At 74.7% G+C, this 25,185-nt stretch carries 21 protein-coding genes and 2 pseudogenes; 9 read left to right on the forward strand and 14 right to left on the reverse strand.

The genetic code is table 11. The features are described from left to right. Positions 1-103: 103 nt before the first annotated feature. Entirely contained in the window at positions 104-1,402 is a 1,299-nt protein-coding gene (locus tag ACZ501_RS15955; RefSeq protein WP_362461811.1) for a DUF6986 family protein, read from the forward strand. A 31-nt stretch (positions 1,403-1,433) separates the two neighbouring features. On the opposite strand, the gene ACZ501_RS15960 is transcribed toward ACZ501_RS15955, so the two are convergent. After that, positions 1,434-3,641: a WD40 repeat domain-containing protein gene (locus ACZ501_RS15960; RefSeq protein ID WP_468795862.1), complete on the reverse strand. Its 2,208-nt coding sequence runs from the start codon at positions 3,639-3,641 to the stop codon at positions 1,434-1,436. A gap of 146 nt (positions 3,642-3,787) precedes the next feature. Here ACZ501_RS15960 and ACZ501_RS15965 point away from each other — a divergent pair, with 146 nt between their 5' ends. Beyond that, positions 3,788-3,982, forward strand: a complete 195-nt coding sequence (locus ACZ501_RS15965) for a hypothetical protein (protein WP_361607154.1) — start codon at positions 3,788-3,790, stop codon at positions 3,980-3,982. On the opposite strand, the gene ACZ501_RS15970 is transcribed toward ACZ501_RS15965, so the two are convergent. Further along, positions 3,972-4,961, reverse strand: coding sequence for a LacI family DNA-binding transcriptional regulator (locus tag ACZ501_RS15970; RefSeq protein WP_361607166.1), 990 nt, complete (start codon positions 4,959-4,961; stop codon positions 3,972-3,974). The genes ACZ501_RS15965 and ACZ501_RS15970 overlap by 11 nt on opposite strands. Positions 4,962-5,185: 224 nt before the next feature. Between ACZ501_RS15970 and ACZ501_RS15975 the strand changes: the two genes are divergently transcribed. Next, a complete protein-coding gene (locus ACZ501_RS15975) occupies positions 5,186-6,223 on the forward strand; it encodes an NUDIX hydrolase (protein WP_468795864.1) in 1,038 nt (345 codons plus the stop codon). 204 nt (positions 6,224-6,427) lie between these two features. On the opposite strand, the gene ACZ501_RS15980 is transcribed toward ACZ501_RS15975, so the two are convergent. Continuing rightward, a complete protein-coding gene (locus ACZ501_RS15980) occupies positions 6,428-7,129 on the reverse strand; it encodes an MBL fold metallo-hydrolase (RefSeq protein ID WP_361607157.1) in 702 nt (233 codons plus the stop codon). Positions 7,130-7,238: 109 nt separating this feature from the next. Next, complete coding sequence (locus tag ACZ501_RS15985) at positions 7,239-8,603, reverse strand: M20/M25/M40 family metallo-hydrolase (protein WP_468795866.1); 1,365 nt, start codon at positions 8,601-8,603, stop codon at positions 7,239-7,241. Between the two features lie 335 nt (positions 8,604-8,938). Here ACZ501_RS15985 and ACZ501_RS15990 point away from each other — a divergent pair, with 335 nt between their 5' ends. Then, positions 8,939-10,129, forward strand: coding sequence for a geranylgeranyl reductase family protein (locus ACZ501_RS15990; RefSeq protein WP_468796613.1), 1,191 nt, complete (start codon positions 8,939-8,941; stop codon positions 10,127-10,129). A 188-nt stretch (positions 10,130-10,317) separates the two neighbouring features. Here ACZ501_RS15990 and ACZ501_RS15995 read toward each other — a convergent pair. Continuing rightward, positions 10,318-10,428, reverse strand: a pseudogene (locus tag ACZ501_RS15995) (deazaflavin-dependent nitroreductase); the annotation flags it as partial. Between ACZ501_RS15995 and ACZ501_RS16000 the strand changes: the two are divergent. Further along, positions 10,425-10,865, forward strand: a pseudogene (locus tag ACZ501_RS16000) (TetR-like C-terminal domain-containing protein); the annotation flags it as partial. The pseudogenes ACZ501_RS15995 and ACZ501_RS16000 sit on opposite strands and share 4 nt — an antisense overlap. Positions 10,866-11,026: 161 nt before the next feature. Then, positions 11,027-11,986 carry a spherulation-specific family 4 protein gene (locus ACZ501_RS16005; RefSeq protein WP_468795869.1) on the forward strand — a complete coding sequence of 320 codons (960 nt, stop codon included), beginning with the start codon at positions 11,027-11,029 and terminating at the stop codon, positions 11,984-11,986. Between the two features lie 17 nt (positions 11,987-12,003). Here the strand turns inward: ACZ501_RS16005 and ACZ501_RS16010 are convergent, their stop codons facing one another. After that, complete coding sequence (locus ACZ501_RS16010) at positions 12,004-13,200, reverse strand: GDSL-type esterase/lipase family protein (protein ID WP_468795872.1); 1,197 nt, start codon at positions 13,198-13,200, stop codon at positions 12,004-12,006. Between the two features lie 62 nt (positions 13,201-13,262). Further along, a complete protein-coding gene (locus ACZ501_RS16015; protein ID WP_468795875.1) occupies positions 13,263-14,006 on the reverse strand; it encodes a maleylpyruvate isomerase family mycothiol-dependent enzyme in 744 nt (247 codons plus the stop codon). Positions 14,007-14,042: 36 nt separating this feature from the next. Here ACZ501_RS16015 and ACZ501_RS16020 point away from each other — a divergent pair, with 36 nt between their 5' ends. Both ACZ501_RS16020 and ACZ501_RS16025 read left to right on the forward strand, forming a co-directional pair. Then, positions 14,043-14,699, forward strand: a complete 657-nt coding sequence (locus ACZ501_RS16020; protein ID WP_468795878.1) for an alpha-ketoglutarate-dependent dioxygenase AlkB family protein — start codon at positions 14,043-14,045, stop codon at positions 14,697-14,699. Between the two features lie 41 nt (positions 14,700-14,740). Continuing rightward, positions 14,741-16,003 carry an ROK family transcriptional regulator gene (locus ACZ501_RS16025; protein WP_361606390.1) on the forward strand — a complete coding sequence of 421 codons (1,263 nt, stop codon included), beginning with the start codon at positions 14,741-14,743 and terminating at the stop codon, positions 16,001-16,003. 38 nt (positions 16,004-16,041) lie between these two features. Here ACZ501_RS16025 and ACZ501_RS16030 read toward each other — a convergent pair whose 3' ends face one another. After that, positions 16,042-16,587 (reverse strand): ATP-binding protein, encoded by a 546-nt coding sequence (locus tag ACZ501_RS16030; protein ID WP_468795881.1) that lies wholly within the window; start codon positions 16,585-16,587, stop codon positions 16,042-16,044. A 208-nt stretch (positions 16,588-16,795) separates the two neighbouring features. Between ACZ501_RS16030 and ACZ501_RS16035 the strand changes: the two genes are divergently transcribed. Then, positions 16,796-17,986 carry a PLP-dependent cysteine synthase family protein gene (locus ACZ501_RS16035; protein WP_468795884.1) on the forward strand — a complete coding sequence of 397 codons (1,191 nt, stop codon included), beginning with the start codon at positions 16,796-16,798 and terminating at the stop codon, positions 17,984-17,986. A gap of 14 nt (positions 17,987-18,000) precedes the next feature. Here the strand turns inward: ACZ501_RS16035 and ACZ501_RS16040 are convergent, their stop codons facing one another. The 6 genes from ACZ501_RS16040 to ACZ501_RS16065 all read right to left on the reverse strand — a co-directional run bounded on the left by ACZ501_RS16040 (position 18,001) and on the right by ACZ501_RS16065 (position 24,998). After that, a complete protein-coding gene (locus ACZ501_RS16040; RefSeq protein WP_468795887.1) occupies positions 18,001-18,489 on the reverse strand; it encodes an SRPBCC family protein in 489 nt (162 codons plus the stop codon). Positions 18,490-18,649: 160 nt separating this feature from the next. Further along, on the reverse strand, positions 18,650-21,112 hold the full coding sequence (locus ACZ501_RS16045) for a right-handed parallel beta-helix repeat-containing protein (protein ID WP_468795889.1): 2,463 nt from the start codon (positions 21,110-21,112) through the stop codon (positions 18,650-18,652). Between the two features lie 101 nt (positions 21,113-21,213). After that, on the reverse strand, positions 21,214-21,825 hold the full coding sequence (locus tag ACZ501_RS16050; RefSeq protein WP_468795892.1) for an Rv1733c family protein: 612 nt from the start codon (positions 21,823-21,825) through the stop codon (positions 21,214-21,216). 279 nt (positions 21,826-22,104) lie between these two features. Further along, positions 22,105-22,932: an MOSC domain-containing protein gene (locus ACZ501_RS16055; protein WP_468795895.1), complete on the reverse strand. Its 828-nt coding sequence runs from the start codon at positions 22,930-22,932 to the stop codon at positions 22,105-22,107. 82 nt (positions 22,933-23,014) lie between these two features. Beyond that, on the reverse strand, positions 23,015-23,527 hold the full coding sequence (locus ACZ501_RS16060; protein WP_361606411.1) for a DUF6643 family protein: 513 nt from the start codon (positions 23,525-23,527) through the stop codon (positions 23,015-23,017). Positions 23,528-23,792: 265 nt separating this feature from the next. After that, a complete protein-coding gene (locus ACZ501_RS16065) occupies positions 23,793-24,998 on the reverse strand; it encodes a glycosyltransferase (protein ID WP_468795898.1) in 1,206 nt (401 codons plus the stop codon). Positions 24,999-25,185 lie beyond the last annotated feature (187 nt).

Genomic DNA, 25,185 nt, shown 5'->3' on the forward strand with positions numbered 1-25,185 from the left:
TTGTCCCAGGCGCCGGAGGGACCATTGACTGAGCGGAACCCCGTGGCTAAGTTCTGCTATGCGGATCTAAGCTTCCGTGAAGCGGAAAAGAGGAGAGTGCACGATGGGTCAGCAGGAGAAGGTGGCGACGAGCCTCGCAGGCGCGGTCAGCGAGGGCATCAGCGCCTCCCTGGCGCCGGTGGACGCGGAACTCGCGCGCCACTACCCGGGCGACCCCGGCACCCGCCAGCCCATCCACACCGTCTACGTCCCCGGTGACGTGTTCGCCGCCGACACCATCCGCTCCTGGGGCGACCAGGCCCTCGCGGCCCTCGACGAGCACGCCCCGGACGCCGCCACCTTCGCCAAGGTGCTCGGCATCTCCGACGAGCTCGCGGTACCCGTCTACGACCGCGTCCGCGCCAAGCTCGCCACCGAGCCCGTCGAGGACCTGCGCGTCGACTTCGAGGACGGCTTCGGCGTCCGCTCCGACGAGGAGGAGGACCAGGCCGCGGCCCGCGCCGCCCGCCTCGTCTCGGAGGCCTTCTCCAACGGCACCAACGCCCCGTACATGGGCATCCGCATGAAGTGCATGGAGTCCAACGTCCGCGACCGCGGCATCCGCACCACCGACATCTTCCTTTCCGGCCTGCTGGAGCACGGCGGCCTGCCGGAGGGCCTCGTCCTCACCCTGCCCAAGGTCACCTACGCCGAGCAGGTCAGCGCTTTCGTCAAGCTGCTGGAGGCCTTCGAGACCACCCGCGGCCTGCGCGCGGGCCGGATCGGCTTCGAGATCCAGATCGAGACCAGCCAGTCCATCCTCGCCTCCGACGGCACCGCCACCGTGGCCCGCATGATCGAGGCCTCCAAGGGCCGCGCCACCGGCCTGCACTACGGCACCTTCGACTACAGCGCCTGCGTCGGCGTCTCCGCCGCCTACCAGGCCAGCGACCACCCCGCCGCCGACCACGCGAAGGCGATCATGCAGGTCGCGGCCGCCGGCACCGGCGTACGCGTCTCCGACGGCTCGACGAACGTGCTGCCCATCGGCACCACCGAGAAGGTCCACGAGGGCTGGAGGCTGCACTACGGCCTCACCCGCCGCGCGCTGGCCCGCGCCTACTACCAGGGCTGGGACATGCACCCGGCGCACCTGCCGACCCGCTACGCGGCCGTCTTCACCTTCTACCGCGAGGGCCTCGAAGCCGCGGCCGCGCGCCTGAAGGCGTACGTCGCGAAGATCGAGGGCGACGTCATGGACGAGCCGGCCACCGCCAAGGCCCTGGCCGGCTACCTGGTCCGCGGCCTCGACTGCGGCGCCGTCGGCGCCGACGAGGTCACCGCCCTCACCGGCCTGACCCGCGCCGAACTGGACGCCTTCGCCATCCCGCGCCGCTCCGCGACCCTGACGGCGACCGCCTGACCCGCACGTCCCCGCACGGCCCGGCCCGGAATCACCACAGCCGGGCCGTCGGCATGCCCGGCAGCAGCCAGCAGCGGAGCGTGCCGTCGTCCCCGGCGGAAGCCAGCAGGCTCGCGTCGGGGGAGAAGGCGACACCCCGGACGGCGCCGGTGTGGCCGGTCAGCGGCAGGCTGCCGGCGGCCTCGCCCGTGGCGGTGTCCCAGAGCCGCACGGTCCCGTCTCCGCTCGCGCTGGCCAGCCGGTCTCCCCGCGGGGAGAAGGCCAGGTCGTGGACAGGACCGGCGTGCCCGGAGAGGCGGTGGGCGGGGGCGGCGGGGGCGCGGACGTCCCACAGCACGACGTCCCCGTCGGAGTCCCCGGTGGCCAGCCGGTGCCCGTCGGGTGAGAAGGCCAGGGTGCTGACGCTACTCAGGTGGCCGTCCAGCTCCAGGCCGCTTCCTCCAAGGGCAGCCGGATCCCACAGAACCACCCGCTCGCCCGTCGCGCCTGCCAGCAGCTGCCACTCAGGGGTGGCGGCGAGGGCGTACACGTCGGAGAGCCCGTCTGGAACGTGCGCGGCGGCTGCGTTCAGGACCGACACCGGTCCCTCCATACCGATCACGGCCACTGGCCCTGCAGTGCCGCAGAACGCCACGTGCCGCACCAGGGACACGGGGCGGACGAGAGGCAGCCCCGGCGTCCACATCACGGCCGGTCCACCGTCGGCCGGGAAGTCCAGCCCCCAGGGAGCCCTACTGCCGGGCGTGGGCAGGGAGCCGGGTAGCTGGACGCGTGCCGCCGGATCCCAGGTGAGTACCCGTCGGTCCTCCGTACGGACGAGAAGACGGCCGCCGTCCGGCGAGAAGGCGAGCCGGCGCAGGGCGACTCCACTGTCCGCCGCGAGGGGAGGCAGGGCCACGGCCTGACGCTGGCGCAAAGCCGCGCCGAGGGCCCGTGTGGACAGCGGTCCGGGCGGCGGCGTGTGTTCCGTGTGCGGCGTGTCGTGGTAGACGACCAGGCTGTTGCTCTCGCCGCAGACGGCGAGCATACGGCCGTCGGGGGACAGCGCCGCCGAGCTGAACGGGCCCTTGTGCGTGGTCAGCGGCCTGCCCAGGAGATCACCGGTCGAAGGGTCCCACAGGCGTACGGTGCCACCGCTGTCCACGGTGGCCAGCCGTCGGCCGTCCGCGGAGAAGACCACCTCGCTACCCCCTTCGCCGGTCGCGGGAAGACTGCGCACGAGGGCGTGGGTGGCGGTGTCCCACAGCGACGTCTCCTCGTGGCCGATCGTGGCCAGCAGGGCTCCGTTGGCGGAGAACGCGGCTCCGAGAGGGAGACGAGGGTTCTCGGTGAGGTGCGTACCGACACTCGAACCGGCCCTGAATTCCCAGAGCGACAGCGCCTGCCCGTCGCGGAACGCGGCCCGGACCCGGCCGTCGGTGAGGCAGGACAAGGCCTTGATCTCACCGCTGTGCCCGGTCAGTGGCCGGCCGACCGGTTCTCCGGTGGCCACGTCCCAGCGGATGATGACATTGACATCGTCGGCCGCGGCCAGTATCCGGCCGTCCGGAGTGAAGGCGACGGCGTCGACGGAGCCGTCGTGGCCGAGCAGGGGCGGCCCCGCCGGCTCGAGGGTGGCGGTGTCCCACAGGTGCACCGTGCCGTGCATGTCTCCGACGGCCAGCACCCCGCTGCTCGGGGAGAACGCCAGCGAAAGGGCGGCGACCTCTCCCTTGAGCGTGCCGAGCGAGGCTCCGCGGACCGGGTCCCACAGGTGCACCACTCCTTCGTTGTCCTCTCTCACACCGGATACGGCGAGGATCCGGCCGTCGGGGGAGAAAGCCGCGCAGTAGTTGTTGTCCACCCACCTGCTGAGTACGTGGGCCACGGCGAAGCCGGTCCCGCCGCCGGGAACGGGGGGTGCGGCTGCCGGGGAGCGCCGGGCCGGCTCCAGGGCGGCCAGTTCCCGCCAGCGGCGCCGCCAGGGCTCCAGCTCAGGGGAGTTGTGGGGCGGCACGGGCCGCTCCGCTCCGAACGCGTCGTATGCGTAAAGGATGCGGACCAGGCCCATCAGCCGGTCCAGACCCAGCAGCCGTTCGCCCCGGAACGCCTCGCTCTGGGTGGCCACCGGCAGACGGATCCCGGTCGCGGACCTCGCCGCGCGCGCAGCGAGGTCACGGTACGAAGGCTTGCCGCGCTCGATCCGCAGCTGCCGCAAGTCGGCCGCGAGCGAGGCGAGTTCTTCCTTGAACGTAGGCACGCTTTTCATTACGGGCCAGGCTATGAGGGTACGGACGGGTCCGCCGGACAATCCCGGACAGTGCCGAACACAGCCGTGTCCGGTGCCGGTTCCGGGTTCGTCCGGCGGAGACCGGCCCCCGATGCGCGGCGCGCTGGAATCGGGGCATGACCACACCCCCGGACGCCGATCCGCCCCTGCTGACCCTGCACGCCGCCGTCGTGCTGCTCGGCGCTCTGTTCGCCGGCTTCGTCGCCGCCGGGCTGGGCTACCTCGGCGGGGTGCCGCCCGCGCTGGCGGTGCTGGCCGGGTTGACGGCGGCCGGCGGGGCCGTGCCCGTGCTGCGGTCGCTCATCCGCTGACCGGCGGGAGTTCGCCGGAGCCGCGGGGGACGAGGCGGGTGGGGAGCTCGATGCGGGACGGGGGGAGGGCGGCGCCGGCCAGGCGCTGGAAGAGGCGGTCCGTGGCCACCCGTCCCAGGGCCGCCGCGTCCTGCGCGACCACCGTGACGCCCGGGCGCAGCAGGTCGGCCAGCTCGAAGTCGTCGAAGCCGACCAGCGCCACCGGCCGGGGCAGCGCCGCGAGCACCCGTACGACGGTGACGGTGACCCGGTTGTTGGCCGCGAAGACCGCGGTGACCGGCTCCGGGCCCGCCAGCATCGCCCGGGCCGCCGCCGCCACCCGTTCCGGAGCGGTGGAGCCGAGGGAGACCCAGGCGTCCGCCACCGGCAGGCCCGCCCGCCCCATCGCCTCGCGGTACCCGCGCAGGCGCTCCGTGGCGGTGTGGATGCGGGGGTGGTCGCCGATGAAACCGATCCGCCGGTGCCCGCCGGCGATCAGGTGCGCCACCCCGTCCCGCGCCCCGCCGAAGCTGTCCGACAGGACGACGTCCGCCTCGATCCCGCCCGCCGGGCGGTCCACGAACACGGTGGCCACTCCCGCCCGGATCTCCGGCTCCAGGTAGCGGTGGTCGTCGCCGGCCGGGATGACGATCAGCCCGTCCACCCGGCGGGCGCACAGCGCGAGCGCCAACTCCCGCTCCCGGTCGGGGTCCTCGGCACTGGAGCCGTTGATGAGCAGGGCGCCGTGGTCGCGGGCGACCTCCTCCACGGCCCGGTTGAGCGGACCGTAGAAGGGGTCGGCCAGGTCCTCCAGGACCAGGCCCACGGTGGCGGTCCGGCCCTTGCGGAGCACCCGCGCGCTGTCGTTGCGGCGGAAACCGAGCGCCTCGATGGCCTCCTGCACGCGCCGTTCGGTGTCGGGGGTCACCCCCGGCTCGCCGTTGACGACCCGCGAGACCGTCTTCAGGCCGACCCCCGCCCGGGCCGCCACGTCCTTCATGGTCGGCCGGTTGCCGTAGGGGGGCTCGGACGGGCGGCGGGTCTGCGGCACGGCGGGGAAACCTCCGGAGGTGGCGGGCGGGGCGGAAGGGCTCCGAGCTCGGCTGTGATCTCGGCCCCGGCCTTGAGCATAAGCACTCGGCCGGCGGGCGGGTTTCCGTGGCAGGGTGGGGCGGGCAAGCCACCGGGGGGCTTCGGAGGCGAGCCATAGGGAGAGGGATAGACGTGATTGTCTGGATCAACGGCACTTTCGGTGCCGGGAAGACCAGCACGGCCCGCGAACTGGCCGGACTCCTTCCGGACAGCAGCCTGTACGACCCGGAGCTCATCGGCGACGCGCTGCGCCGGCTCCTGCCGGCCAAACGCCTCGCGGAGGTCGACGACTACCAGGACCTGCCGAGCTGGCGGCGGCTCGTCGTGGACACGGCGGCGGCGATGCTGGCGGAGCTGGGCGGGGTGCTGGTCGTGCCGATGACCCTGCTGCGGCAGGAGTACCGCGACGAGATCTTCGGCGCTCTCGCGGCGCGCCGGATCCCGGTGCGGCACGTGCTGCTCGCCCCTGAGGAAACGATCCTGCGTGAGCGCATCGCGACCCGGCAGGAGCCGGGGGCGCCGGAGGAGGTGGACGTACGGGTCCGCCAGTGGGCGTACGACCACATCCCGGCGTACCGGCAGGCACTGGGGTGGCTCACCGCCGACGCCCACCTCGTCGACAACGGCCGGCTGACGGTGCGCGAGACGGCGCAGCGCATCGCCGACGCCGTGCGCACCGGCACGGCGCCGGTCTGCGACATCGTGCAGACCCCGGAGCCGACGCGGGAGACGGTGGCGGCGGGGGTGCTGCTCTTCGACGACCAGGACCGGGTGCTCCTGGTGGATCCGACGTACAAGCCGGGCTGGGAGTTCCCGGGCGGGGTGGTCGAGGCGGGCGAGGCGCCGGCCCGCGCGGGCGTACGGGAGGTCGCGGAGGAGCTGGGCCTGACGCTGGAGCGGGCCCCGGGGCTGCTGGTGGTCGACTGGGAGCCGCCCCGCTCCCCGGCGTACGGAGGGCTGCGCCTGCTGTTCGACGGCGGGCGGCTGGCGGAGCCGGAGATCGCGCGGCTGCGGCTGCCCGGTCCGGAACTGCGGGCCTGGCGCTTCGTCACGGAGGCGGAGGCCGCCGCGCTGTTGCCGCCGCAGCGCAGGGAACGGCTGCGCTGGGCCCTGCGCGCACGGGAGCGCGGCCACCCGCTGTACCTGGAGTCGGGCCGGCCCACCCCCTGACCGGGGGCCGGGCGCTGCGGGGCCCGGCGCCCCGGGCCGCGGCGGCGGGCAGGCGCCGCGGGCCGGCTTCGGGCGGGGCGCGGGCAGGGCGTCGGGCCGGCGTTCCTCCGGTTCGGGCGGGACCGCAGGCGGGGCGTCGGGCCGGCTTCGGGCGGGGCGTCGGGCCCGCGTCGCTCCGGCCTCGGGGGCGACGGCGGGCGGACGTCAGGGGGAGGACAGGGCGGCCTGTGACGCCTCGCGGAGTGCCGTCGCGGTGTCCCGCGTCCACGGGTCGCCGTGGCCGAAGCAGGCCACGGACGGGGCCAGCGCGGCCAGCCGGCGGAAGGAGGCGACCGCCTGGGCGCGGTCGACGTTGAAGACGCCCAGCATCACCTGGCCCACCCCCGCCACGCAGTCGCCCGTGAACAGGACCCCGTGCGCGGGCAGGTGCACGCCGATGCTGCCCGGAGTGTGACCCGGGGCGTGGACCACCACCGCCCCGTCGCCGAAGCCCAGCGCCTCGCCGTCCTCCAGCTCCCGGTCGACCCAGGTCGGCGGGGCCTCGGGGACCGTCAGCCCGTGCGCGTAGAGCGGGACTTCCCAGTCCAGCAGCACCGGCTCGGGGACGGGATGTTCGCCGCGCACCACCGGGGCGTCCAGCCGGTGGGCGAGCACCTGCGCGCCCCAGCGGGCGGCGAGTTCGCCGGCGGCGCCGACGTGGTCGCGGTGGCAGTGCGTCAGGACGATCCGCTCCAGTCCCTCGGGCGCCAGGCCGAGGGAACGTATCGCCTCCTCGATGGAGTCGGCCGAGCCGGCATGGCCGGCGTCGATCAGGGTGAGGGCTTCGCCGTCCCGCCAGAGATAGGCCTGGCCGATGGGGAAGCGCAGCATGTGGAGACGTTCGGGGATGACTTCTACAAGATCCATGACCGCGACCGTAGACCCTCGCACCCACCCCGCGGACGCGACTTAGCCGGGAGCAGAGTACGCCCAGGGCGCACTGCGCCCGGGCGTACGCGGCACCGTCCCGCCGGCGTCAGACGCTCCTGGACGCCGCGTAGTTCACCAGGAACAGGGCCTCGGCGACCGACAGCCGCTCCAGCTCCTCGGGGGACACGCTCTCGTTCACCGCGTGGATCTGCGCCTGCGGCTCGCTCAGCCCGATCAGCAGCATCTCCGCCTGCGGGTACAGCGACGTCAGCGTGTTGCACAGCGGGATCGACCCGCCCATGCCGCTGATCTGCATCTCCTGGCCGTCGTACGCCTCGCGCAGCGCCGCCGCCATCGACGCGTACGCCGGGCTGCTCGTGTCCGCCTGGAAGGGCTGGCCCTGGCCCACCACTTCGAGTTCGAGCTTCGCCTTCCACGGGGTGTGCGCCACCAGGTGCGCCTCCAGCAGCTTGATGGCCTCGGCGGTGTCCACGCCCGGCGGCACGCGCAGGCTGATCAGCGCGCCCGCACTGGCGTGCACCGAGGGGGTCGCGCCGATGACCGGCGGGCAGTCGATGCCGAGCACGGTGACGGCGGGACGGGCCCACAGCCGGTCCGCGATCGTGCCCTCACCGATCAGCTCGACGCCGTCGAGCACCTTCGCGTCGGCGCGGAAGTCCGCCTCCGGGTACTGGAGGCCCTCCCACACCGCGTCCGAGGCGAGGCCGTCCACGGTCGTCGAACCGTCCTCGGAGCGCAGCGAGTCCAGCAGGCGGATCAGTGCGGCGAGCGCGTCCGGGGCGACGCCGCCGAACATGCCGGAGTGCAGGTTTCCGCCCAGGGTGTCGATCTTGACCTTGACGAGGGTCATCCCGCGCAGCGTGGCCGTCACCGTCGGCAGGCCGAGGCGGAAGTTGCCCGCGTCGCCGATGACGATGGTGTCGGCGGCCAGCAGCTCGGGGTGCGCCTCGGCGTACTGCTGGAGGCCGCCGGTGCCCTGCTCCTCCGAGCCCTCGACGATCACCTTCACGCTCACGGGCACCCCGCCGTTGGCCTTCAGGGCGCGCAGCGCCAGCAGGTGCATGATGAAGCCGCCCTTGCAGTCGGCGGCGCCGCGCCCGTACCAGCGGCCGTCGCGCTCGGTCAGCTCGAAGGCGGGGGAGATCCAGGCGGCCTCGTCCAGCGGCGGCTGCACGTCGTAGTGCGCGTACAGCAGGACGGTCGGGGCGCCCTCGGGGCCGGGCAGGAACCCGTACACGGACTGGGTGCCGTCCGGGGTGTCGAGCAGCGCCACGTCCTGGAAGCCTTCGGCGCGCAGGGCGTCGGCCACCCAGTCCGCGGCGGCCTGGCTCTCGCTCTGCGGGAACTGGGCCCAGTCCGCGACCGACTGGAAGGCCACCAGCTCGGTCAGCTCCGCCTTGGCGCGGGGCATGAGCGAGGCGACGGTCTCGGCGATCGGATTCTGCGGCATGGGCACGCTCCTCGTGGGTGCGACGTTGTGGTAAGTGCCGGGGTACGGCGAATGCAAGGCGAAAGGCCGTCACGATCCTCGCACAGAGGGACGAGGCGGCGGCTCGCCGTAGGATTTCCACGGCATCGGAGCAACCGGGTGATCAGGAGCAGCAGCACATCGTGAGCAGCGACGACGACGTGAACGGCGCGAACGCAGAGCAGGCCGCTGAGGGGGCGGAGCAGGCCGCTCGGCGGGCGGACGAGGGGACCCCGGCCGGGGCGGCGGCCGAAGGAGCCGTCGAAGGGGCGGCCCCCGGAGGGGCGGCGGACGGGGCCGGCGAGGGCACCGCGGAGGTGTGGGACGTCGTCGTGGTCGGCGCGGGACCGGCCGGGGCGTCGGCGGCGCGGGCGGCGGCCGTCGCGGGGCGGAGCGTCCTGCTGCTGGAGAAGGCCGAACTGCCCCGCTACAAGACCTGCGGGGGCGGCATCATCGGCCCCTCGCGCGACGCCCTCCCCCCGGGCTTCGCCCTGCCCCTCCAGGACCGCATCCACGCGGTCACCTTCTCCCTGAACGGCAGGCTGACCCGGACGCGGCGTTCGAAGAACATGCTGTTCGGGCTCATCAACCGGCCCGAGTTCGACGCGGCGCTCGTCGCGGAGGCCGAGAAGGCCGGCGCGGCCCTGCGTACGGGCACGGCCGTGTCCCGGGTCGAGCAGCACGGCGCGTCCGTGCCCGACCGGCGCACGGTCGCCGTGGTGCTGGCGGACGGCGAGACCGTCCTGGCCCGGGCCGTGGTCGGCGCCGACGGCAGCGCCAGCCGGATCGGCGCCCACGTCGGGGTGGAGATGGACCAGGTCGACCTCGGCCTGGAGGCGGAGATCCCCGTTCCGGCGACGGTGGCCGAGGACTGGAAGGGCCGCGTCCTGATCGACTGGGGGCCGCTGCCCGGCAGTTACGGCTGGGTCTTCCCCAAGGGCGACACGCTCACCGTCGGGGTCATCTCGGCGAAGGGCGAGGGCGCAGCCACCAAGCGGTACCTGGACGACTTCATCGCCCGGCTGGGTCTGGCCGGCTTCGAACCCTCCGTCTCCTCCGGGCACCTGACCCGCTGCCGCAAGCCCGGCTCACCGCTCTCGCGCGGCCGGGTGCTGGTGGCGGGCGACGCGGCCGGACTCCTGGAGCCGTGGACCCGGGAGGGCATCTCCTTCGCGCTGCGCTCGGGGCGGCTGGCGGGGGAGTGGGCGGTCAAGATCTCCGAGGCGCAGGACGCGGTGGACGCGCGCCGCCAGGCGTTGAACTACGCCTTCGCGGTCAAGGCCGGCCTGGGCGTGGAAATGGCCGTCGGCAAGCGGCTGCTGACCGTCTTCGAGTCCCGTCCGGGGCTGGTGCACGCGGCGCTCACGGGCCTGCGCCCCGCCTGGACCGCCTTCGCCCGCATCACGCGCGGCTCGACGACGCTGCCCGACCTGGTCCGTACGCACCCGCTGGCCCGCAGGGCGCTGCACCTCATGGACGACCGCCAGGCGCGGCGCGGCCGGGGATAGGCGCGGCAGGACCGCGCGGCGGCGCCGGGCGCCGGTTCCCGTGGACGGCCGCGCACGGTGGGCCGCCGGGAGGGGCCCGTCCGGGGCGGGCGCCGGGGGGCCGGCGCCCCGCCGTGCGTGCGGGGGAGCGGGATCCCCGTGGGGGCCGGGCGGGACGGGCCGCCGGGGGTCTCCGCGGGGGCTGCCGCTCAGTGGGCCACCGCGATGCGGAAGACGGGGTGGTCCTCGGCGGCCGCCCGGAGTTCGGCGTCCGTGGACTGGGCGGTGACCCCCTGGAAGAACCGGTTGACGCCCGCCCCGCGCCCGCTGGATCGCCGTCTGCGAAGCGGTCCGCGGCTGGGCGCTGGCGCACCCGCACGAGTACGCCCTCATCTACGGCTCACCGGTCCCCGGCTACACCGCCCCCCTCGACACGGTCGGCCCCGCCTCCCGCGTGGCCAACGTGTTCATCGGCATTCTCCGGGCCGCCTACGAAGGCCGCGGCCTGGCGCTGCCGCCCCTGCCCGCGGCCCTGCGCTCCGAAGCCCTGCGGATGACCGCCGACTTCGCCGAGGGCCTGCCCCCCGAAGTCACCGCCGCCCTGGTCGCGTCCTGGGCGCAGCTCATGGGGCTCGTCTCCTTCGAACTGTTCGGCCAGTTCAACCGGGTCGTCGAGGAGCGCGGGGCCTTCTTCGCGCACGCCGCCGGACAACTGGCGCACTCGGTGGGACTGCCCGCCGCACAGCCGGCCGGGTAGCCGTACGGGCGGGGCGGGGCGGCCCGGTGGCGGGGCGGAACCGGTGACGGTTCGCTTGTCAGTTCCTCATACCAATCCGGGTGGTTCGGCTTTCACCGGGTTTCCGCGCGTCTAGTGTTCCTCGGGTCCCGCCCCCGCCCCGCCGCCCCGGAGGAACAGCCGTGGCCCCCGCCCGCGTACTGAAGGCCCTGTACGCCGTCGTCCTGATCGGGCTGCTCGCCGCCCCGGCGCCCGCCGTACCCGCCTCCGCGAGACAGGCCCCGCCCCTCCCGGCGGCGTCCGCTCCCCGGCTCCCCGGCGTGCCCGGCCTGGAGATCGGCGTGCCCGCCTACGTCTGGGCGGACGACCCGATGCTGGCCGCCCTCACCGCCACCCGCCCCGCGGCCTCCGTGGTCGTCCTCAACCCCGGCAACGGCGACGCCCCCTTCGACGGCCCCTGGCGCGCCCGCGCCGACGCCCTGCGCGCCGGCACCACGGCCACCGGCGAGAGGACCAAGGTCCTCGGCTACGTCCACACCGACCACGGCAACCGGGACGCGGCGGCCGTCAGGGCCTCCGTCGACAACTACCTCAAGCCCTCGGGCGAAGGGGACGGCCGGGTCCACGTCGACGGGATCTTCTTCGACGTGGTCAGCCGCGACTGCGGTCCCGCCAACGCCACCCGCGACCACTACGCCGCGCTGCGCCGCTACGTGCAGGACACCATCCACGCCGCCGACCCGGACGCGGACGACCTCGTCGTGAACAACCCCGGCACCGCCATCGCCGACTGCTACCTGGAGCCGGGCCACCGCACGGCCGACGTGTTCGTCACGTACGAGGACACCTACGCGGCGTACACCTCCGGCGGCTGGCAGGGGAACGTGTTCGACGCCCGCGGCGGCTACCGCCCCGGCACCGAACTCGATCCCACCGGCACCGCGTTCTGGCACCTCGTCCACGAGGTCCCGGACACCACCGCGATGCGCACCACCCTGCGCACCGCCTTCGGCCGCGGCGCCGGCTACGCCTTCGCGACCAGCGCGGCCATGCCCAACCCGTGGAACACCGCCCCGTCCTGGAAGTACCGTCCCCAGACCTCCTACGCGGCCACCCTGGGCGGCGACGACGCGGCCGGCTGACCCGCCCGGTGGCCGGCCTACGGTTCCTCGGGGCCGCCGAAGGGGCCGCCGAAGGGGCCGGCGGGTCCGAAGGCGTGGGCGGCGAAGCGGCCGGCGATCAGGCGGTGGGTCTCCGCGTCCGGGTGGAGGCCGTCGGGGAGGGGGAGCGCGGCGTGGTCGGCTTCGCCGTAGAGGGCGAGGCCGTCGAGGTGGTGCAGGTCGGGGTCGTCGGCCGCGCGCGCCTTCACGAGACGGGCCAGTTCCTCCCGTACGACCCTCAGCGTCAGCTTCCCCGCGGCGACGTCGGCGGGGTCGCCCGCGGCCCGGAACCGCAGCCGTCCGGCGGCGAGTTCGGTGAAGTCCGTGGCGGTGGGGCCCGGCGTGTCCTCGTGGGCGGGGCACAGGATCGGTGAGACGACCAGCAGCGGTGTGCGGGGGTGGCCCTCGCGGATGGTGTCGAGGAAGCCGTGGACGGCGGGGCCGAAGGCGCGCAGGCGCATCAGGTCGTGGTTGACGAGGTTGATGCCGATCTTGACGCTGATCAGGTCGGCCGGGGTGTCGCGCAGGACGCGCGCGGTGAAGGGGTCCAGCAGGGCGTTGCCGCCCAGACCCAGGTTGACCAGCTCCACCCCGCCCCGGGCGGCGGCCAGGGCCGGCCAGGTCGTGCTCGGGCTCGCGGCGTCGGAGCCGTGGCTGATCGAACTGCCGTGGTGGAGCCACACCCTGCGGCCCGGGTCCGGGCAGGGTTCGACCGGGGCGTCGGTGCGCAGGGCCACCACCTCGGTGACCTCGTTGTGCGGCAGCCAGATCTCGACGTCCTTGAGCCGGCCGGGGAGGCCGGAGAAGCGGACCGTGCCGACCGGGCCGGGAAGCGTCTCGGCCGACCCGGTGGCCATGTCGACCATGACCACGTTGCCGCCGCTCACCGCGGCCCGGCCGGTCAGCCGGCCGTCGACGAGCAGGTCGTACACGCCGTCGGGGCGTGGCGGGGCGCCCCGGTAGGACGTCTTGGTGCGCAGCGCGTCCAGCTCGACGGCCGTCGCGCGGGTACGGAAGACCAGCCGGACGCCGGAGGGCTGGGCCTCCGCCATGGCCAGGTGCCCGTCGGCGCACTGGGCGCGGGCCCGGGCGGGCAGCCGGTGCGGGAGCAGCCCGTGCGCGGTGCGTTCGAGCTCCAGGGCGCCGCGCAGGAAGCGCTCTTCCACGGGGGTGGTGATCCAGTCGGGGGAGGTCATGGGGCCAGCCTGCCCGCCCGGTTCCCGGCCCGCACGGCATTTCTCCCGGCCCCGCCCCGGGGTCAGATGCCCGCCGTCTCCTGCCACAGCCGCGCCAGCGACGCGTCGCCCCGTACGCACGGTCCGGCCAGCGGCACCCGGTTCCACAGGGCCGCGTACAGCCAGGACGCCTCCTCGACGATCTCGCAGTCCGCCTCCTCCCCGGTGTCGCCCCGCACCGTACGGACCGGCTCCTTCGACAGGTGGAGCGTCCACGCCGCCCCCGTGTCCGCCGCCCGGATCCGCAGCACCCGGGGCTCCTCGGTCCGCACGCGGCTGCGCGGCCGGGCGTGGAAGCCGGTCAGCAGCTCGTCCACCCCGTCCTCCGCGAACTCCGGGGTCACCGCCGAGAAGGCGACGCCCCGGGCGGACTCGGCGTCGAAGCGGTGCACGGTCGTCTCGTGCGCCTGCCGCCGCGCCCAGAACGCCACCGGCGACGGCGGCGCGGTCGGCAGGAAGGTCCAGCACACCAGCTCGGCCGGAGCCTCGGCCAGCGTCCGGACCAGCTCGGCGTGCCCCTCGCGGAACCAGGCCAGCAGCTCCGCCCCGGCCGGCTCCGGCGGCTGCGGGAACGGCGCCGGCTCCACGAGGCCGTCCCGCACGTACCCGGCCGCCCAGCGGTGCACCGACCCGGTGTGCCGCAGCAGGTCGGCGACCCGCCACTCGGGGCAGGTGGGCACCGGCGCGTCCACACCCGCCTGTTCGGCCTGGTCGGCGAGCAGCTCGCCCTCACGGGCCAGGGTCTCCACGTATTCGGTGATCTTCATACCGCGAGTCTGCCAGCCGCCCCTGACAATGGGAGGGTGGACGGGGAACTCTTCCCGCGCGAGCGGACCGAGATCGCACCCGGCGCCGTGCACCTGCCCGACTGGCTCGGGCCCCGGCGCCAGCGCGAGCTGCTCGCCGCCTGCCGGGAGTGGGCGCGACCGCCGGCCGGACTGCGCACCGTACGCACCCCCGGAGGCGGCACGATGACCGCCCGGCAGGTCTGCCTGGGCCTCCACTGGTACCCGTACGCGTACGCGCGCACCGCCGTCGACGGGGACGGGGCGCCGGTCAAGCCGATGCCCGGGTGGCTCGCGGAGCTGGGACGGCGGGCCGTCACCGCCGCGTACGGGACGCCCCCGCCGCCGGCGGAGGCGTACGACATCGCCCTGGTGAACTTCTACGACGGCGACTCCCGGATGGGCATGCACCGCGACGCCGAGGAGCGGTCCGGGGCGCCGGTGGTCTCGCTCAGCCTGGGTGATTCCTGTCTCTTCCGCTTCGGCAACACCGCCTCCCGCGGCCGCCCGTACCGGGACGTCGAGCTGCGCAGCGGGGACCTGTTCGTCTTCGGCGGCCCGAGCAGGCTGGCCTACCACGGGGTGCCGAAGGTGCTGCCCGGCACCGCCCCGCCGGAGCTGGGCCTCACGGGGCGCCTCAACATCACGCTGCGGGTCGGCGGCCTCGGCCCCTAGCCGGGGCCTGCGCGGCCTCCCGATCATGCGAGGATCCCTTCATGAACGGCAACGGGGCCCCGCCGGGGGCGGGGGACGCGAGCACGGCGTCCGCAGCGTCCGCGAGGACCAGGCTGGAGCGCGGCCGCGGGGCACTCGGCCCGGCGCTGGAGCTCGTCCACACCGGCCGGGCCCCGACCCGGGCGGTCCTGACGGCCGAGCTCGGCGTCACCCGGGCCACCGCCGGAGCCGTGGCGGCCGAGCTCGAGGCGCTCGGCCTGATCCGCGTCGACTCCCGCCCCGGAGGCGCCGCCGGCACGCAGGGGCGGCCCTCGCACCGGCTCGCCGTCGACGAGAACGGCCCCGTGGCGCTGGCCGCGCAGGTGCACTCGGACGGGTTCCGGGCCGCGCTGGTGGGCCTCGGCGGGCGCATCGTGGCCACCGCACCCGGCAAGGTCACCGTCTCCGCCGACCCGGCGCAGGTCCTCGGCGCGGTCGTCGAAGCGGGCGCCCGGCTGCTCGCGGAGTCCGGGCGGCGCTGCGTCGGCGCGGGCCTCGCGGTGCCCTCGGCGGTCGCGGAGCCCGAGGGGACGGCCCTCAACCCGCTGCACCTGGCGTGGCCGGCCGGCTCTCCCGTCCGGGCCGTCTTCGCCGAGTGCGTGAAGGCGGCCGGCATCGACGGGCCGGCCCTGACCGGCAACGACGTGAACCTCGCCGCGCTCGCCGAGCACCGGCACGGCGCGGGCCGCAGCGCCCAGCACCTGCTCTGCGTGGCCACCGGGCACCGCGGGGTGGGCGGGGCGCTGGTGCTCGACGGCCGGCTGCACAGCGGCAGCGCCGGCCTGGCCCTGGAGGTCGGCCACCTCACCGTCAACCCCGAGGGCCGCGCCTGCCACTGCGGCAGCCGGGGCTGCCTGGACGTGGAGGCCGACCCGCTGGCCTTCCTCACCGCCGCCGGCCGTACGCCCGGCCCCGAGGTGTCGCTGCTGGCGCAGGCCCGCGACCTCCTGCGCTCCGAGTACGCGCAGCCGTCGGTCCGGGCGGCCGCCGAGGAGCTCATCGACCGGCTCGGGCTGGGGCTGGCGGGCCTGGTGAACATCCTGAACCCGGACCGGATCATCCTCGGCGGACTGCACCGGGAGCTGCTGTACGCCGACCCGGAACGGCTGCGGGCGGTGGTCGCCGACCGCAGCCTGTGGGGGCGCAGCGGGGGCGTGCCGATCCTGCCGTGCACCCTCGACCACAACAGCCTGGTCGGGGCGGCGGAGCTGGCGTGGCAGCCCGTGCTGGACGACCCCCTGGGGGCGCTGGGCGCCGCGGCCTGAGGGCGCCGGGGCGCCGGGGGCGGTCGCCCGCGGGGGAGTCAGCCGGGCCCGGCGCCGACCGTGACCGACGCCGGCACGCCGGACGCGACGGCCGGTGCGTCGTCGGCGGCGAGTACCGGGCAGGAGGGCTCCCGTACGGTCTTCTTCACGCCGATACGGACTGTGCGCGTCGGCGCCGCCGGTGCGGGGGCGGCCCGCATGGAGAACCACACCACCTTGCCGGGACCGTCCGGCCGGTGCCGGGCGCCCCAGGCCTCGCTGACCGCCTCGACGAGCGCGAGTCCGCGTCCGCAGGTCTCCAGGTCATCGGCGTCGCGCCGGACCGGCAGCCGCGGATCGCTGTCGTGGACGGAGACCGTCAGCCGCCCGAGGCGGAGTTCGATCTCGACCGTGCAGACCTTGTCGGGCTGCGCATGGCGGTGGACGTTGCTGAGCAGTTCCGTCACGCCGAGCGCAGCCCGGTCTATGAGCGGGTCGAGCTGCCAGTGGCGCAGTTGCGCGGAGATGATTCTGCGGACCTGGCCGATCCGTGCGGGCAAGGCCTGCAGTTCCACGACGCAGTGCCTGCGGGAATGACTGATCACGGCTGCGACTCCCCGACATCATTGTTACGGGTGCTGCACCCACGGTGACGCACTCACCAGGGTCACCCACGGTGGCGCCGCTTGCAACCGAACGCCACACAATGCGACCAAAAGCGATCCGCATGGAAACCCAAAGTCATCGTTTGCGCAGGTGAGGGGGGTACATTTCGAAAGGAGGGGGCCCGGAACCGACAAAGGAGCAAGGCGCATGAGCACCACCGGTACCACCGGTACGACGGCTTCGAACACGGCCGCGAGCGCGGCGGCCGCGCGCCCGGCCGCGGGCACGGTGGCGACGACCGTCGACATCGACCGCAGCGACGCCGACTACCGCGCCTGGCTCAAGGAAGCCGTGCGCAAGGTCCAGGCGGACGCCAACCGCAGCGCCGACACCCACCTGCTGCGCTTCCCGCTGCCCGAGGCGTGGGGCATCGACCTCTACCTCAAGGACGAGTCGACGCACCCGACGGGCTCCCTGAAGCACCGCCTCGCCCGCTCGCTGTTCCTGTACGCGCTCTGCAACGGCTGGATCCGCCCCGGCCGCCCGGTCATCGAGGCGTCCAGCGGCTCGACGGCCGTCTCCGAGGCCTACTTCGCCAAGCTGATCGGCGTCCCGTTCATCGCCGTGATGCCGAGGACCACCAGCCCGGAGAAGTGCCGGCTCATCGAATTCCACGGCGGCGACTGCCACTTCGTCGACGACCCGATGAAGATGTACGAGGAGTCGGCCGACCTGGCCGCCCGCACCGGCGGCCACTACATGGACCAGTTCACCTACGCCGAGCGCGCCACCGACTGGCGCGGCAACAACAACATCGCCGAGTCGATGTACCAGCAACTGCGCCTGGAGCGGTACCCGGAGCCCGCGTGGATCGTCGCGACGGCCGGCACGGGCGGCACCTCCGCGACCATCGCGCGCTACGTCCACTACATGCAGCACGACACCCGCATCTGCGTCCCGGACCCGGAGAACTCCTGTTTCTTCGACGGCTGGACCAACCACGACCCGCACGCGAGCAGCGACTGCGGCTCGCGCATCGAGGGCATCGGCCGGCCCCGGATGGAGCCGAGCTTCGTGCCCGGAGCCATCGACCGCATGATGAGGGTGCCGGACGCGGCGTCGGTCGCCGCCTGCCGCGCCCTCGAACAGGCCATAGGCCGCAAGGCGGGCGGCTCCACCGGCACCGGACTGTGGAGCGCCCTGAAGATCGTCTCGGAGATGGTCGCGGAGGGCCGCAAGGGCAGCGTCGTGACCCTGCTCTGCGACCCGGGTGACCGCTACCTCGACAAGTACTACTCCGACGCGTGGCTGACGGCCCAGGGCCTCGACGTCGCCCCGTACGCCAAGACGCTCCAGGCCCTGCTGGAAACCGGCGAATGGCGCGAGCCCGAGGCCTGAGCCCCGCGGCCGGCCTAGCTCGCGGTGCGCGTCGCCAGCCGGGCGTCCAGGGCGCGCACCGCCGTACGGAAGGACCGGCCGAGGCCCGGGCGGGCCGCGGCCAGCGCCAGCCGGAAGGGGGCCGGGCCGTCGGCCGCGAAGGTCCAGCGGACGAGGGTCCCGCCGGTGCCCGCGTCGGGGGCCAGCAGCCACTCCTCCAACAGGGCGCTGACGCCCGGGACGTTGGTCTCGTCGACCCGGTACGCGTAGCGCAGCCCGGGATCGGCGGCCATGACCGTCTCCTGGAAGCGGACCCCGCCCACCAGCCGTACCTCGCGGCCCGCGCCGCCCCCGGTCGGCCGGGCCAGGGTGACCGCCCCGAACCAGGCCGGCCAGCCTGTGACCTCCTGTGCGAGGGCCCGGTACACGGCTTCCGGCGGGGCCGCGGCCCGGGCCGTGAAGGCCGGCCGGACCGGGGCTTCGCGGACGAAGTCCAGCCCCACGGGACGGAGTCGGCGGGCCATGGCGTTACCCCCTGAAGTGTGGCGCGCTGCGTACCGCGCGCGGGTGCCGCGCGTGCGCGGGTGGCGCGCGCGTGTGTGCCGCGCACCCTAACCGGCGCCTCCTCGGATGTCTGCACCACGCCCGCAGCCCGCCGGTCAGCCCCTTCGGCCGGCCGGCCGGTCAGCAGGGCGCCGGCAGGGCCGGCAGGTCCTCCGGGAACAGCAGGGTGAGCTCGTCCGTACCCGCATCGGCCAGCTGCGCGACCCGGCCCGCGTGCCGTTCCACCATCGCCTCGAACGTCTGGCGCGCGGTCCGGCCGTTGCCGAACGCCGGCCCCTTGGGCAGCTCCGCGAAATACCGCAGCAGCGCCTCGCCGGTGCCCTCGCCGAGCCGGTACTCGTGCTCGTCCGCCTGCTGCTCCACGATCCGCAGCAGCTCCTGCGGTCCGTAGTCCCCGAACGTGATGGTGCGGGAGAACCGCGACGCCACCCCCGGGTTGACCGTCAGGAACCGCTCCATCTCCGCCGTGTACCCGGCGACGATCACCACCACCGCCTCCCGGTGGTCCTCCATCAGCTTCACCAGCGTGTCGATCGCCTCGCGCCCGAAGTCCCGGCCGGAGTCCTCCGGGGCCAGCGCGTACGCCTCGTCGATGAACAGCACCCCGCCCCGCGCCCGGTCGAAGGCCTCCTGGGTACGGATCGCCGTGGAACCGATGTGCTCGCCGACCAGGTCCACCCTGGACACCTCGACCAGGTGGCCGCGCTCCAGCACCCCGAGGGAAGCGAGGATCTCCCCGTACAGCCGGGCCACGGTGGTCTTGCCGGTGCCCGGGGAGCCGGTGAAGACCAGGTGCCGGCGCACCGACGCCGCCTTGAGGCCCGCCTGCTGCCGCCTGCGCCCGACCTCGATCATGTCGGTGAGGGCGCGCACCTCGCGTTTGACGCTGTCCAGCCCCACCAGAGCGTCCAGCTGCCCCAGCACCTCCACCGAGCCGCGGGCGGCCGACGCCGGATCCGGTGCCGGGGCCGCCGCCGGATCCGGGTGTTCCGCGGGGCGCGAGGCCGGCACCGGGGCCGCGGCCCGCTCCGCCGGTCCCTGCGCGGCCGTGGCCGTACGGGACCCCCCGGCAGCCGACCGCGCCCCCGCGAGAGCGCCGTCCGCCGGCCGGGCGGTCCCGGCGTCGTCACCGGTGCAGCCCTCGGCGAGCGGGCCGTCCTCCGCGAACTCGTAACCCCCGCGCGCGCAGCGCTCGGTGTGACACCGGGCGAGGGAGGTGCGGCAGCCGTCGATGACGTGGAACCCGAAACCGGAACTGCCCGTCACCCGGCAGGCCGTGAAGCTGCCCCGGCCGCCCGCCGACACGTAGAACCCGGCTTCGGCGGGGGAAGTGACCGTGCACCGCTCCAGCGTGGGATCGGCCCCCTTGGTGACGATCACGCCCGTCTGCACGGCGTCGATGGTGCAGTTGGCGAGGGTGCCGCCGCTGCCGTGGTCACGGAACCACGCCCCGGTGCCCGCGTCCCGGATCCGGCAGTCGTCGAGCTGCGCGGTGGCTCCGTCGCTCACCGAGACGGCCGTGTTGCGCACCTGCGAGAGGTCGCTGTCGACGACGTCCACGCGCGAGCCCCGGTCCAGCACGAAGAGTGCGTCCGGTACGTCGTGCAGCCGGCAGGAATCCAGCGAGACGGTGGCCCCGTCGCTGACCCACACCGCGGGATAGTCGCCCGTACTGTCGTGGATCTCGCAGGAGTCGGCATCGACCCGGGTCCCCGGATCCCACACCGACAGGCCGTTGCGCCCGAACCGGCGGACCGTGGTGCGGCTGAGGGTGAGCACCGAACGGGAGCGCAGGTCCACCGCGTTCTCCGGGATGTCGTGGATGTCGCAGCCGTCGAGCGTCAGCACCGCGTCCGTGTCGAGGGTGACCCCGTCGGCGGACGTGCGGTGCACCGCGCAGTCGGTCAGGCGGGCGGCGGCGCGCCCGGCGATCTGCACGCCGGCGCCCTTGACCTCGTACACCTCGCAGCCCAGCGCTTCAAGGCCCGAGCCTTCCCCGGTGACCGCGATGCCCGCGCCCACCGCGTGGTGGATCCGGCAGCGCTCCAGGCGCGGATGCCCTCCGCGCACCGAGACGCCGGCCTGGCCGGCGGCCACCACCTCGCACTCCTCGAACACCCCGCCGCCGCCGTCCAGCACGGAGATCCCGACCCCGGCCGGATTCTCCACCGTGCACCGGCGCACCAGGGGGCGGGCCCCGCCGCGCACCTCGATGCCGGACGCCGAGCGGGTGTGCACGCGCAGGTCGCTGAGCTCGGGCGAGCCCTCCTCGACGAGCAGCGCGGGCGCCGCCCGGTCCGCCCCCTCCAGGTACAGGTCCTGGACCACGGCCGAGGCGCGCACGGTCAGCGCGACCCCGTCCAGCGGGGCGATCCGCACCGACCCGGCCACCGCGCCCTCGGGCCCGCGCAGGGTGACGGCGTGACGCAGGACCAGGTTCTCCCGGTAGGTGCCGGGGGCAATGGACAGCACGTCGCCGTCGCCCGCCGCGGCGAGTGCCGCGGTCAGCGTCGGATACTCACCGGAACGCCGCCGCCACCGCGAGGCCCCGCCGTGCGTCACCTGGACCGTGCCCTGAGCCATCGTGCTGTCGTGCCCCCACCCTCGTACTCGATCCCGTACCCGCGCTGCCGGACCGGCCTGCGGCTCCACGGTAGCGCGCGCGGAGCCGGTGAGCGGCCAGGTCAACTGCCCGCGCCCGCCCGGCCCCAGTCCGGTCCCGCCTGCGCCCATGCCCGGTCCAGGTGGACGTACCGCCGATGCATGAGCCTGCGTACGACCAGCCGGCGGACCGTCTCCGCCAGCGCGGCCGCCGCGAGCGCGGCGGCCAGACCGGCGGCAGCCGCGTGGAAGGAGGCGGCGGACGGGTCCAGCGGCCGCCCCACCAGCCGCCCCCGGACGTCGGTCCACATCCGGAACCGGTCGCCCGGACGGGGTGGTTCCTCGGCCGCCGGGACCGTGCCCTCGTGGCTGCTGCCGTCGGGCGCGGTCCAGGACGCCACGACCTCGGTCCGCTCGGGCGCCTGCCGCTGCGGCGGCGGATCCGCGGCCGCCCCGGCGGCAGGTCCGGGCGCGGGCCGGACCACCACCGCCGGGACCAGGTACCGCTCGTGCCGCTGCTCGCGCGCGGCCCGCTGCAAGGTCCCGTCCACCTGGAGGCCCGCGACCCAGCCGAAGAGCGGGGCCACCAGCAGGACGCACACCAGCGCGGCGAACGCCACCCACGCCTCGAAGAGATCGGTCGGCCGTCGCAGCGGATTGCGCCGCCAACGCCACACACCCATTGCTGTCCGCACGGTCCGGCTCCCCCTGCCCCATGCCCGGTCTTGCTCTGGCCGCGCGCCCCGTCCCAGCCTCGCGCGCGCCCGGCGGACGCGCATTCCGGGACGCGCGGGACCCGTGTCACCCCATCCGGTGCCCCTGGCGCCGGGGGTGTTCACACGTCCTGCATGCTCCAACGGCCGTGCGCCGCCGGTTGGTTCCGGTGAGTGCCGCGAGCCCCTCGAAGGTGTCATTCCGTCTGCTCCGCCGTGGTCAGTGGCGGGCTCGGGGACCTCCGGGTGCGGCGGGCGCACTCACTCCAGGACGCGTACCTCGTCGCCCACCCGCACCGTACCCGTGACGACCGGTACCAGCTGGCGCCCGAAGGCCAGCGACTTCCCGATCCGCCGGTGCCGGGCCAGGGTCTTCAGCGGTTCGCGCCCGCGCTGCGACGTCCGCTGGTCGGTGGTGGTCACGATGCAGCGCCCGCATTCGCGCACCCCGCGGAAGACGGCTTCGCCGATGGCTATGCGTCGCCAGCCGTCCTCGGCCCAGGCCTCGGCCGGTCCGCCGACCACCAGATTGGGCCGGAAGCGGTTCATGGGCAGCGGGCCCTCCTCCGGATGGTCGCCCCGGGCGATCAGCGCGTTGAGGGCGTCCAGCGAAGCGCTGGTGGTCAGGAGGACCGGGTAGGCGTCCGCGAGGCTGACCGTCTCGCCGGGCAGCGCGTGGTCCGGGTCCACGGGCCGGCGGACGGCCGGGTCGTCGAGGTACACGAGCCGGGCGGGCTGCCCGAGGTAGGCGGTGAACCACTCGGCGGCGGCGGACGCGGCCACCACCGTCTCGGTCTTCTTGCCGAACAGCACGACCGGCTCCAGCGGGCCGGGCTCCGGGACCTCCACGACGAGGGCGGGCATGCCCGGCCCGGACAGTTCGACCCGCCCGTCCGCCAGCGGCCGCGCCGAGGCCAGGGCGAGCCGCGCCTGCTGGCGCTGGGTGATGACGGCGCCGGTCGTGTCGACCACGGCCCAGCGCCGGTCCCCGGCCGGCCCCCACGGCTCCACGGCCATCTCGTCGGGAGCAGTCCCCGCTACCGACTTGACGGGATGGACGTGGAGCGACTGGACGTACAAATTAGCCATGGGGGCATTGTGACAGCTGCCCCCACCGGCCCCCCGGGCACTGTGTGTACGGCGCACGGTGTGCGGGGCGCCGGCGCCCCGGTCAGTAAGCCCGCTGCTGGTACGGGCGGCCGTACGGGTCCTCGTACGAGGGGACGGCCGCCGGAGTCGCCATGGGGCGCGGGGCCGCCGGCCGCATGGCCTCGTACCCGGTGCCCATGGCGGCGGGCCGGGGCTGCTGCGGCTGGGGCTGCGGCACGTAGCCCGCCCGGGCCGCGTACTGCTGTTGCTGCGGGATGTAGGGGGCGGGCGCGTGCTGAAGCGGAACCGGCATCTGCTGCGGCTGGGGGGCAGCCTGCTGCGGGTAGCCGTACCCGTACGAGGGCGCCGGCAGCTGGGGGGCGGCGGGCGGCAGGGCGGGCATGGACGAGGCGAGGGCCGGCAGGTATCCACCGCTCGAGTAACCGGCACTGGGCGACTCGTAGGCGGCCGGAACGCGGATCGGGGCGATCTGCGGAGTGCCGCGTTCGGCGACGAGGGAGTCGTAGATGGGGGTGTCCGGGAAGGAGGGCGCGGAGTAGTAACCGCCGCCATAAGTGGAGCGGGGGGAGGTCATGGGGACAAGTTAAGCCCACGACTTCACGGGGTCCATAGCCAGGTGCCGTCAACACCGCGCTGACCTGCATATTCCCAGGTCAGCGCCCCAGCTTTCACTCGGCGTTCACCTGCACGATTCGTCACTTGCGCCCCGTCTTGGACGTAGTCGTACCGGCCGGTTGGCCCTTGCACCTACATCGGCTTGACGCAGCGTCACAACGCGGTGACCTCGGATGACGTCCCCTCAGGTCGGGGCCCTCCCGGTTCTGGCGACGCAAGTGGTTTCACGCATCGCTCGGCCGGGCATAGGTACGGCCCTTCCAGGCAGCGCCGCGCCCCCGGTAGTGCTGGACCGCCGAGTCGACGGTCATCAGGAGGTAGAGCAGCGCGGTGAGCGGCAGCAGCGGAGCCAGCGCGGGCGACCGTCGGTAGTAGCGCAGCATGGGCAGGTACGTCCCCGTCATCAGCAGCCAGGCGAGACCCCCGGCCCAGACCGTGGCCGTGCGCCCGGGCGACGGCGCGGCCGCCAGCCCCGCCAGCAGGGCCGCCGGGGGGACGAGGTACACCAGGACCAGGCCGGCCACCGTCCCGGCCAGCAGCAGGGGCTGGTGGCGCAGTTGGGCGTACGCGCTGCGCGACACCATCCGCCACAGGTCCCCGAGCGCGGGGTACGGGCGGACGCTGTCCACCCGCTCCGCCAGCCCGAGCCAGATCCGCCCGCCGGAACGCTTGACGGCGCGGGCGAGGGAGACGTCGTCGATGACCGCCTGCCGGATGGAGTCCGGGATCCCGGCCCGGACGGCCGCCTCGGTGCGCAGCAGTACGCAGCCGCCGGCGGCCGCGGCGGTCCGGGCGGTGGGGCTGTTGATCCGGCGGAAGGGGTACAGCTGGGCGAAGAAGTACACGAAGGCGGGTACGACGACCCGCTCCCAGAAGCCGTCCACCCGCAGCCGGGCCATCTGGGAGACCAGGTCGAGGCCGGCGCTGGTCGCGGCGGCGACCAGCTCGCGCAGGCTGTCGGGCTCGTGCGCGATGTCGGCGTCCGTGAGGAGCAGGTACTCGGGCCCCTGGCCTCCGGCGGTGACGGGGGCGGTGGCGGTGGCCCGGGCGTGGGCGATGCCGTGGCGCAGGGCCCAGAGCTTGCCGGTCCAGCCGGACGGGGGGTCGCCCGGCGTGACGACGGTGAGGGGCAGCCCCGGCTGCCGGGCCGCCAGCCGGTGCGCGAGTTCGGCGGTGCCGTCGCGGCTGCCGTCGTCGACCAGGACGATCCGCGCCTCGCCGGGATAGTCCTGGGCGAGCAGGGAGGGCAGGCTGCGGGGCAGCACCCCGGCCTCGTCCCTGGCCGGGACGACGATGGCGACGGACGGCCAGCGGGCGGGGGCGGTGCGCGGGGGGAGGCGGACGTCGGTGCGCCAGAACATGCCCTGGGCGAAGGTCAGCCAGAGCCAGGCGGCGAGGGAGGCGCAGGCGGCGATGAGGAGGAGGCCCATTGCGGCAGTGTTCCCGAAACGGCGGGACGTGTCGCGCGTCACCGCCGGATTCCGGGCCGGGTTCCGGGCGAGCCGGTTCCGCCGAGAGGGGCGTCGGTGCGGCGCGGGGCCCGCTCCCGGGGCTGTGCCCCACCGCCCGAGGCCGGGCCGCGTGGGGGCGGGGGGCGGGCTTTCGGTGGGGGTGTCG

The organism is Streptomyces sp. NPDC034085 (assembly GCF_055575555.1).

Bases quoted from the DNA above. Each gene is read 5' to 3' on its own strand.
- ACZ501_RS15955 (WP_362461811.1), top strand. From the start codon at position 104: ATGGGTCAGCAGGAGAAGGTGGCGACGAGCCTCGCAGGCGCGGTCAGC.
- ACZ501_RS16010 (WP_468795872.1), bottom strand. From the start codon at position 13,200: ATGACCTCCCCCGACTGGATCACCACCCCCGTGGAAGAGCGCTTCCTG.
- ACZ501_RS16045 (WP_468795889.1), bottom strand. From the start codon at position 21,112: ATGGCTCAGGGCACGGTCCAGGTGACGCACGGCGGGGCCTCGCGGTGG.
- ACZ501_RS16060 (WP_361606411.1), bottom strand. From the start codon at position 23,527: ATGACCTCCCCCCGCTCCACTTATGGCGGCGGTTACTACTCCGCGCCC.
- ACZ501_RS16025 (WP_361606390.1), top strand. From the start codon at position 14,741: ATGAACGGCAACGGGGCCCCGCCGGGGGCGGGGGACGCGAGCACGGCG.
- ACZ501_RS16065 (WP_468795898.1), bottom strand. From the start codon at position 24,998: ATGGGCCTCCTCCTCATCGCCGCCTGCGCCTCCCTCGCCGCCTGGCTC.
- ACZ501_RS16040 (WP_468795887.1), bottom strand. From the start codon at position 18,489: ATGGCCCGCCGACTCCGTCCCGTGGGGCTGGACTTCGTCCGCGAAGCC.
- ACZ501_RS15970 (WP_361607166.1), bottom strand. From the start codon at position 4,961: ATGAAGGACGTGGCGGCCCGGGCGGGGGTCGGCCTGAAGACGGTCTCG.
- ACZ501_RS15985 (WP_468795866.1), bottom strand. From the start codon at position 8,603: ATGCCGCAGAATCCGATCGCCGAGACCGTCGCCTCGCTCATGCCCCGC.
- ACZ501_RS16055 (WP_468795895.1), bottom strand. From the start codon at position 22,932: ATGGCTAATTTGTACGTCCAGTCGCTCCACGTCCATCCCGTCAAGTCG.
- ACZ501_RS15965 (WP_361607154.1), top strand. From the start codon at position 3,788: ATGACCACACCCCCGGACGCCGATCCGCCCCTGCTGACCCTGCACGCC.
- ACZ501_RS16035 (WP_468795884.1), top strand. From the start codon at position 16,796: ATGAGCACCACCGGTACCACCGGTACGACGGCTTCGAACACGGCCGCG.
- ACZ501_RS16015 (WP_468795875.1), bottom strand. From the start codon at position 14,006: ATGAAGATCACCGAATACGTGGAGACCCTGGCCCGTGAGGGCGAGCTG.
- ACZ501_RS15980 (WP_361607157.1), bottom strand. From the start codon at position 7,129: ATGGATCTTGTAGAAGTCATCCCCGAACGTCTCCACATGCTGCGCTTC.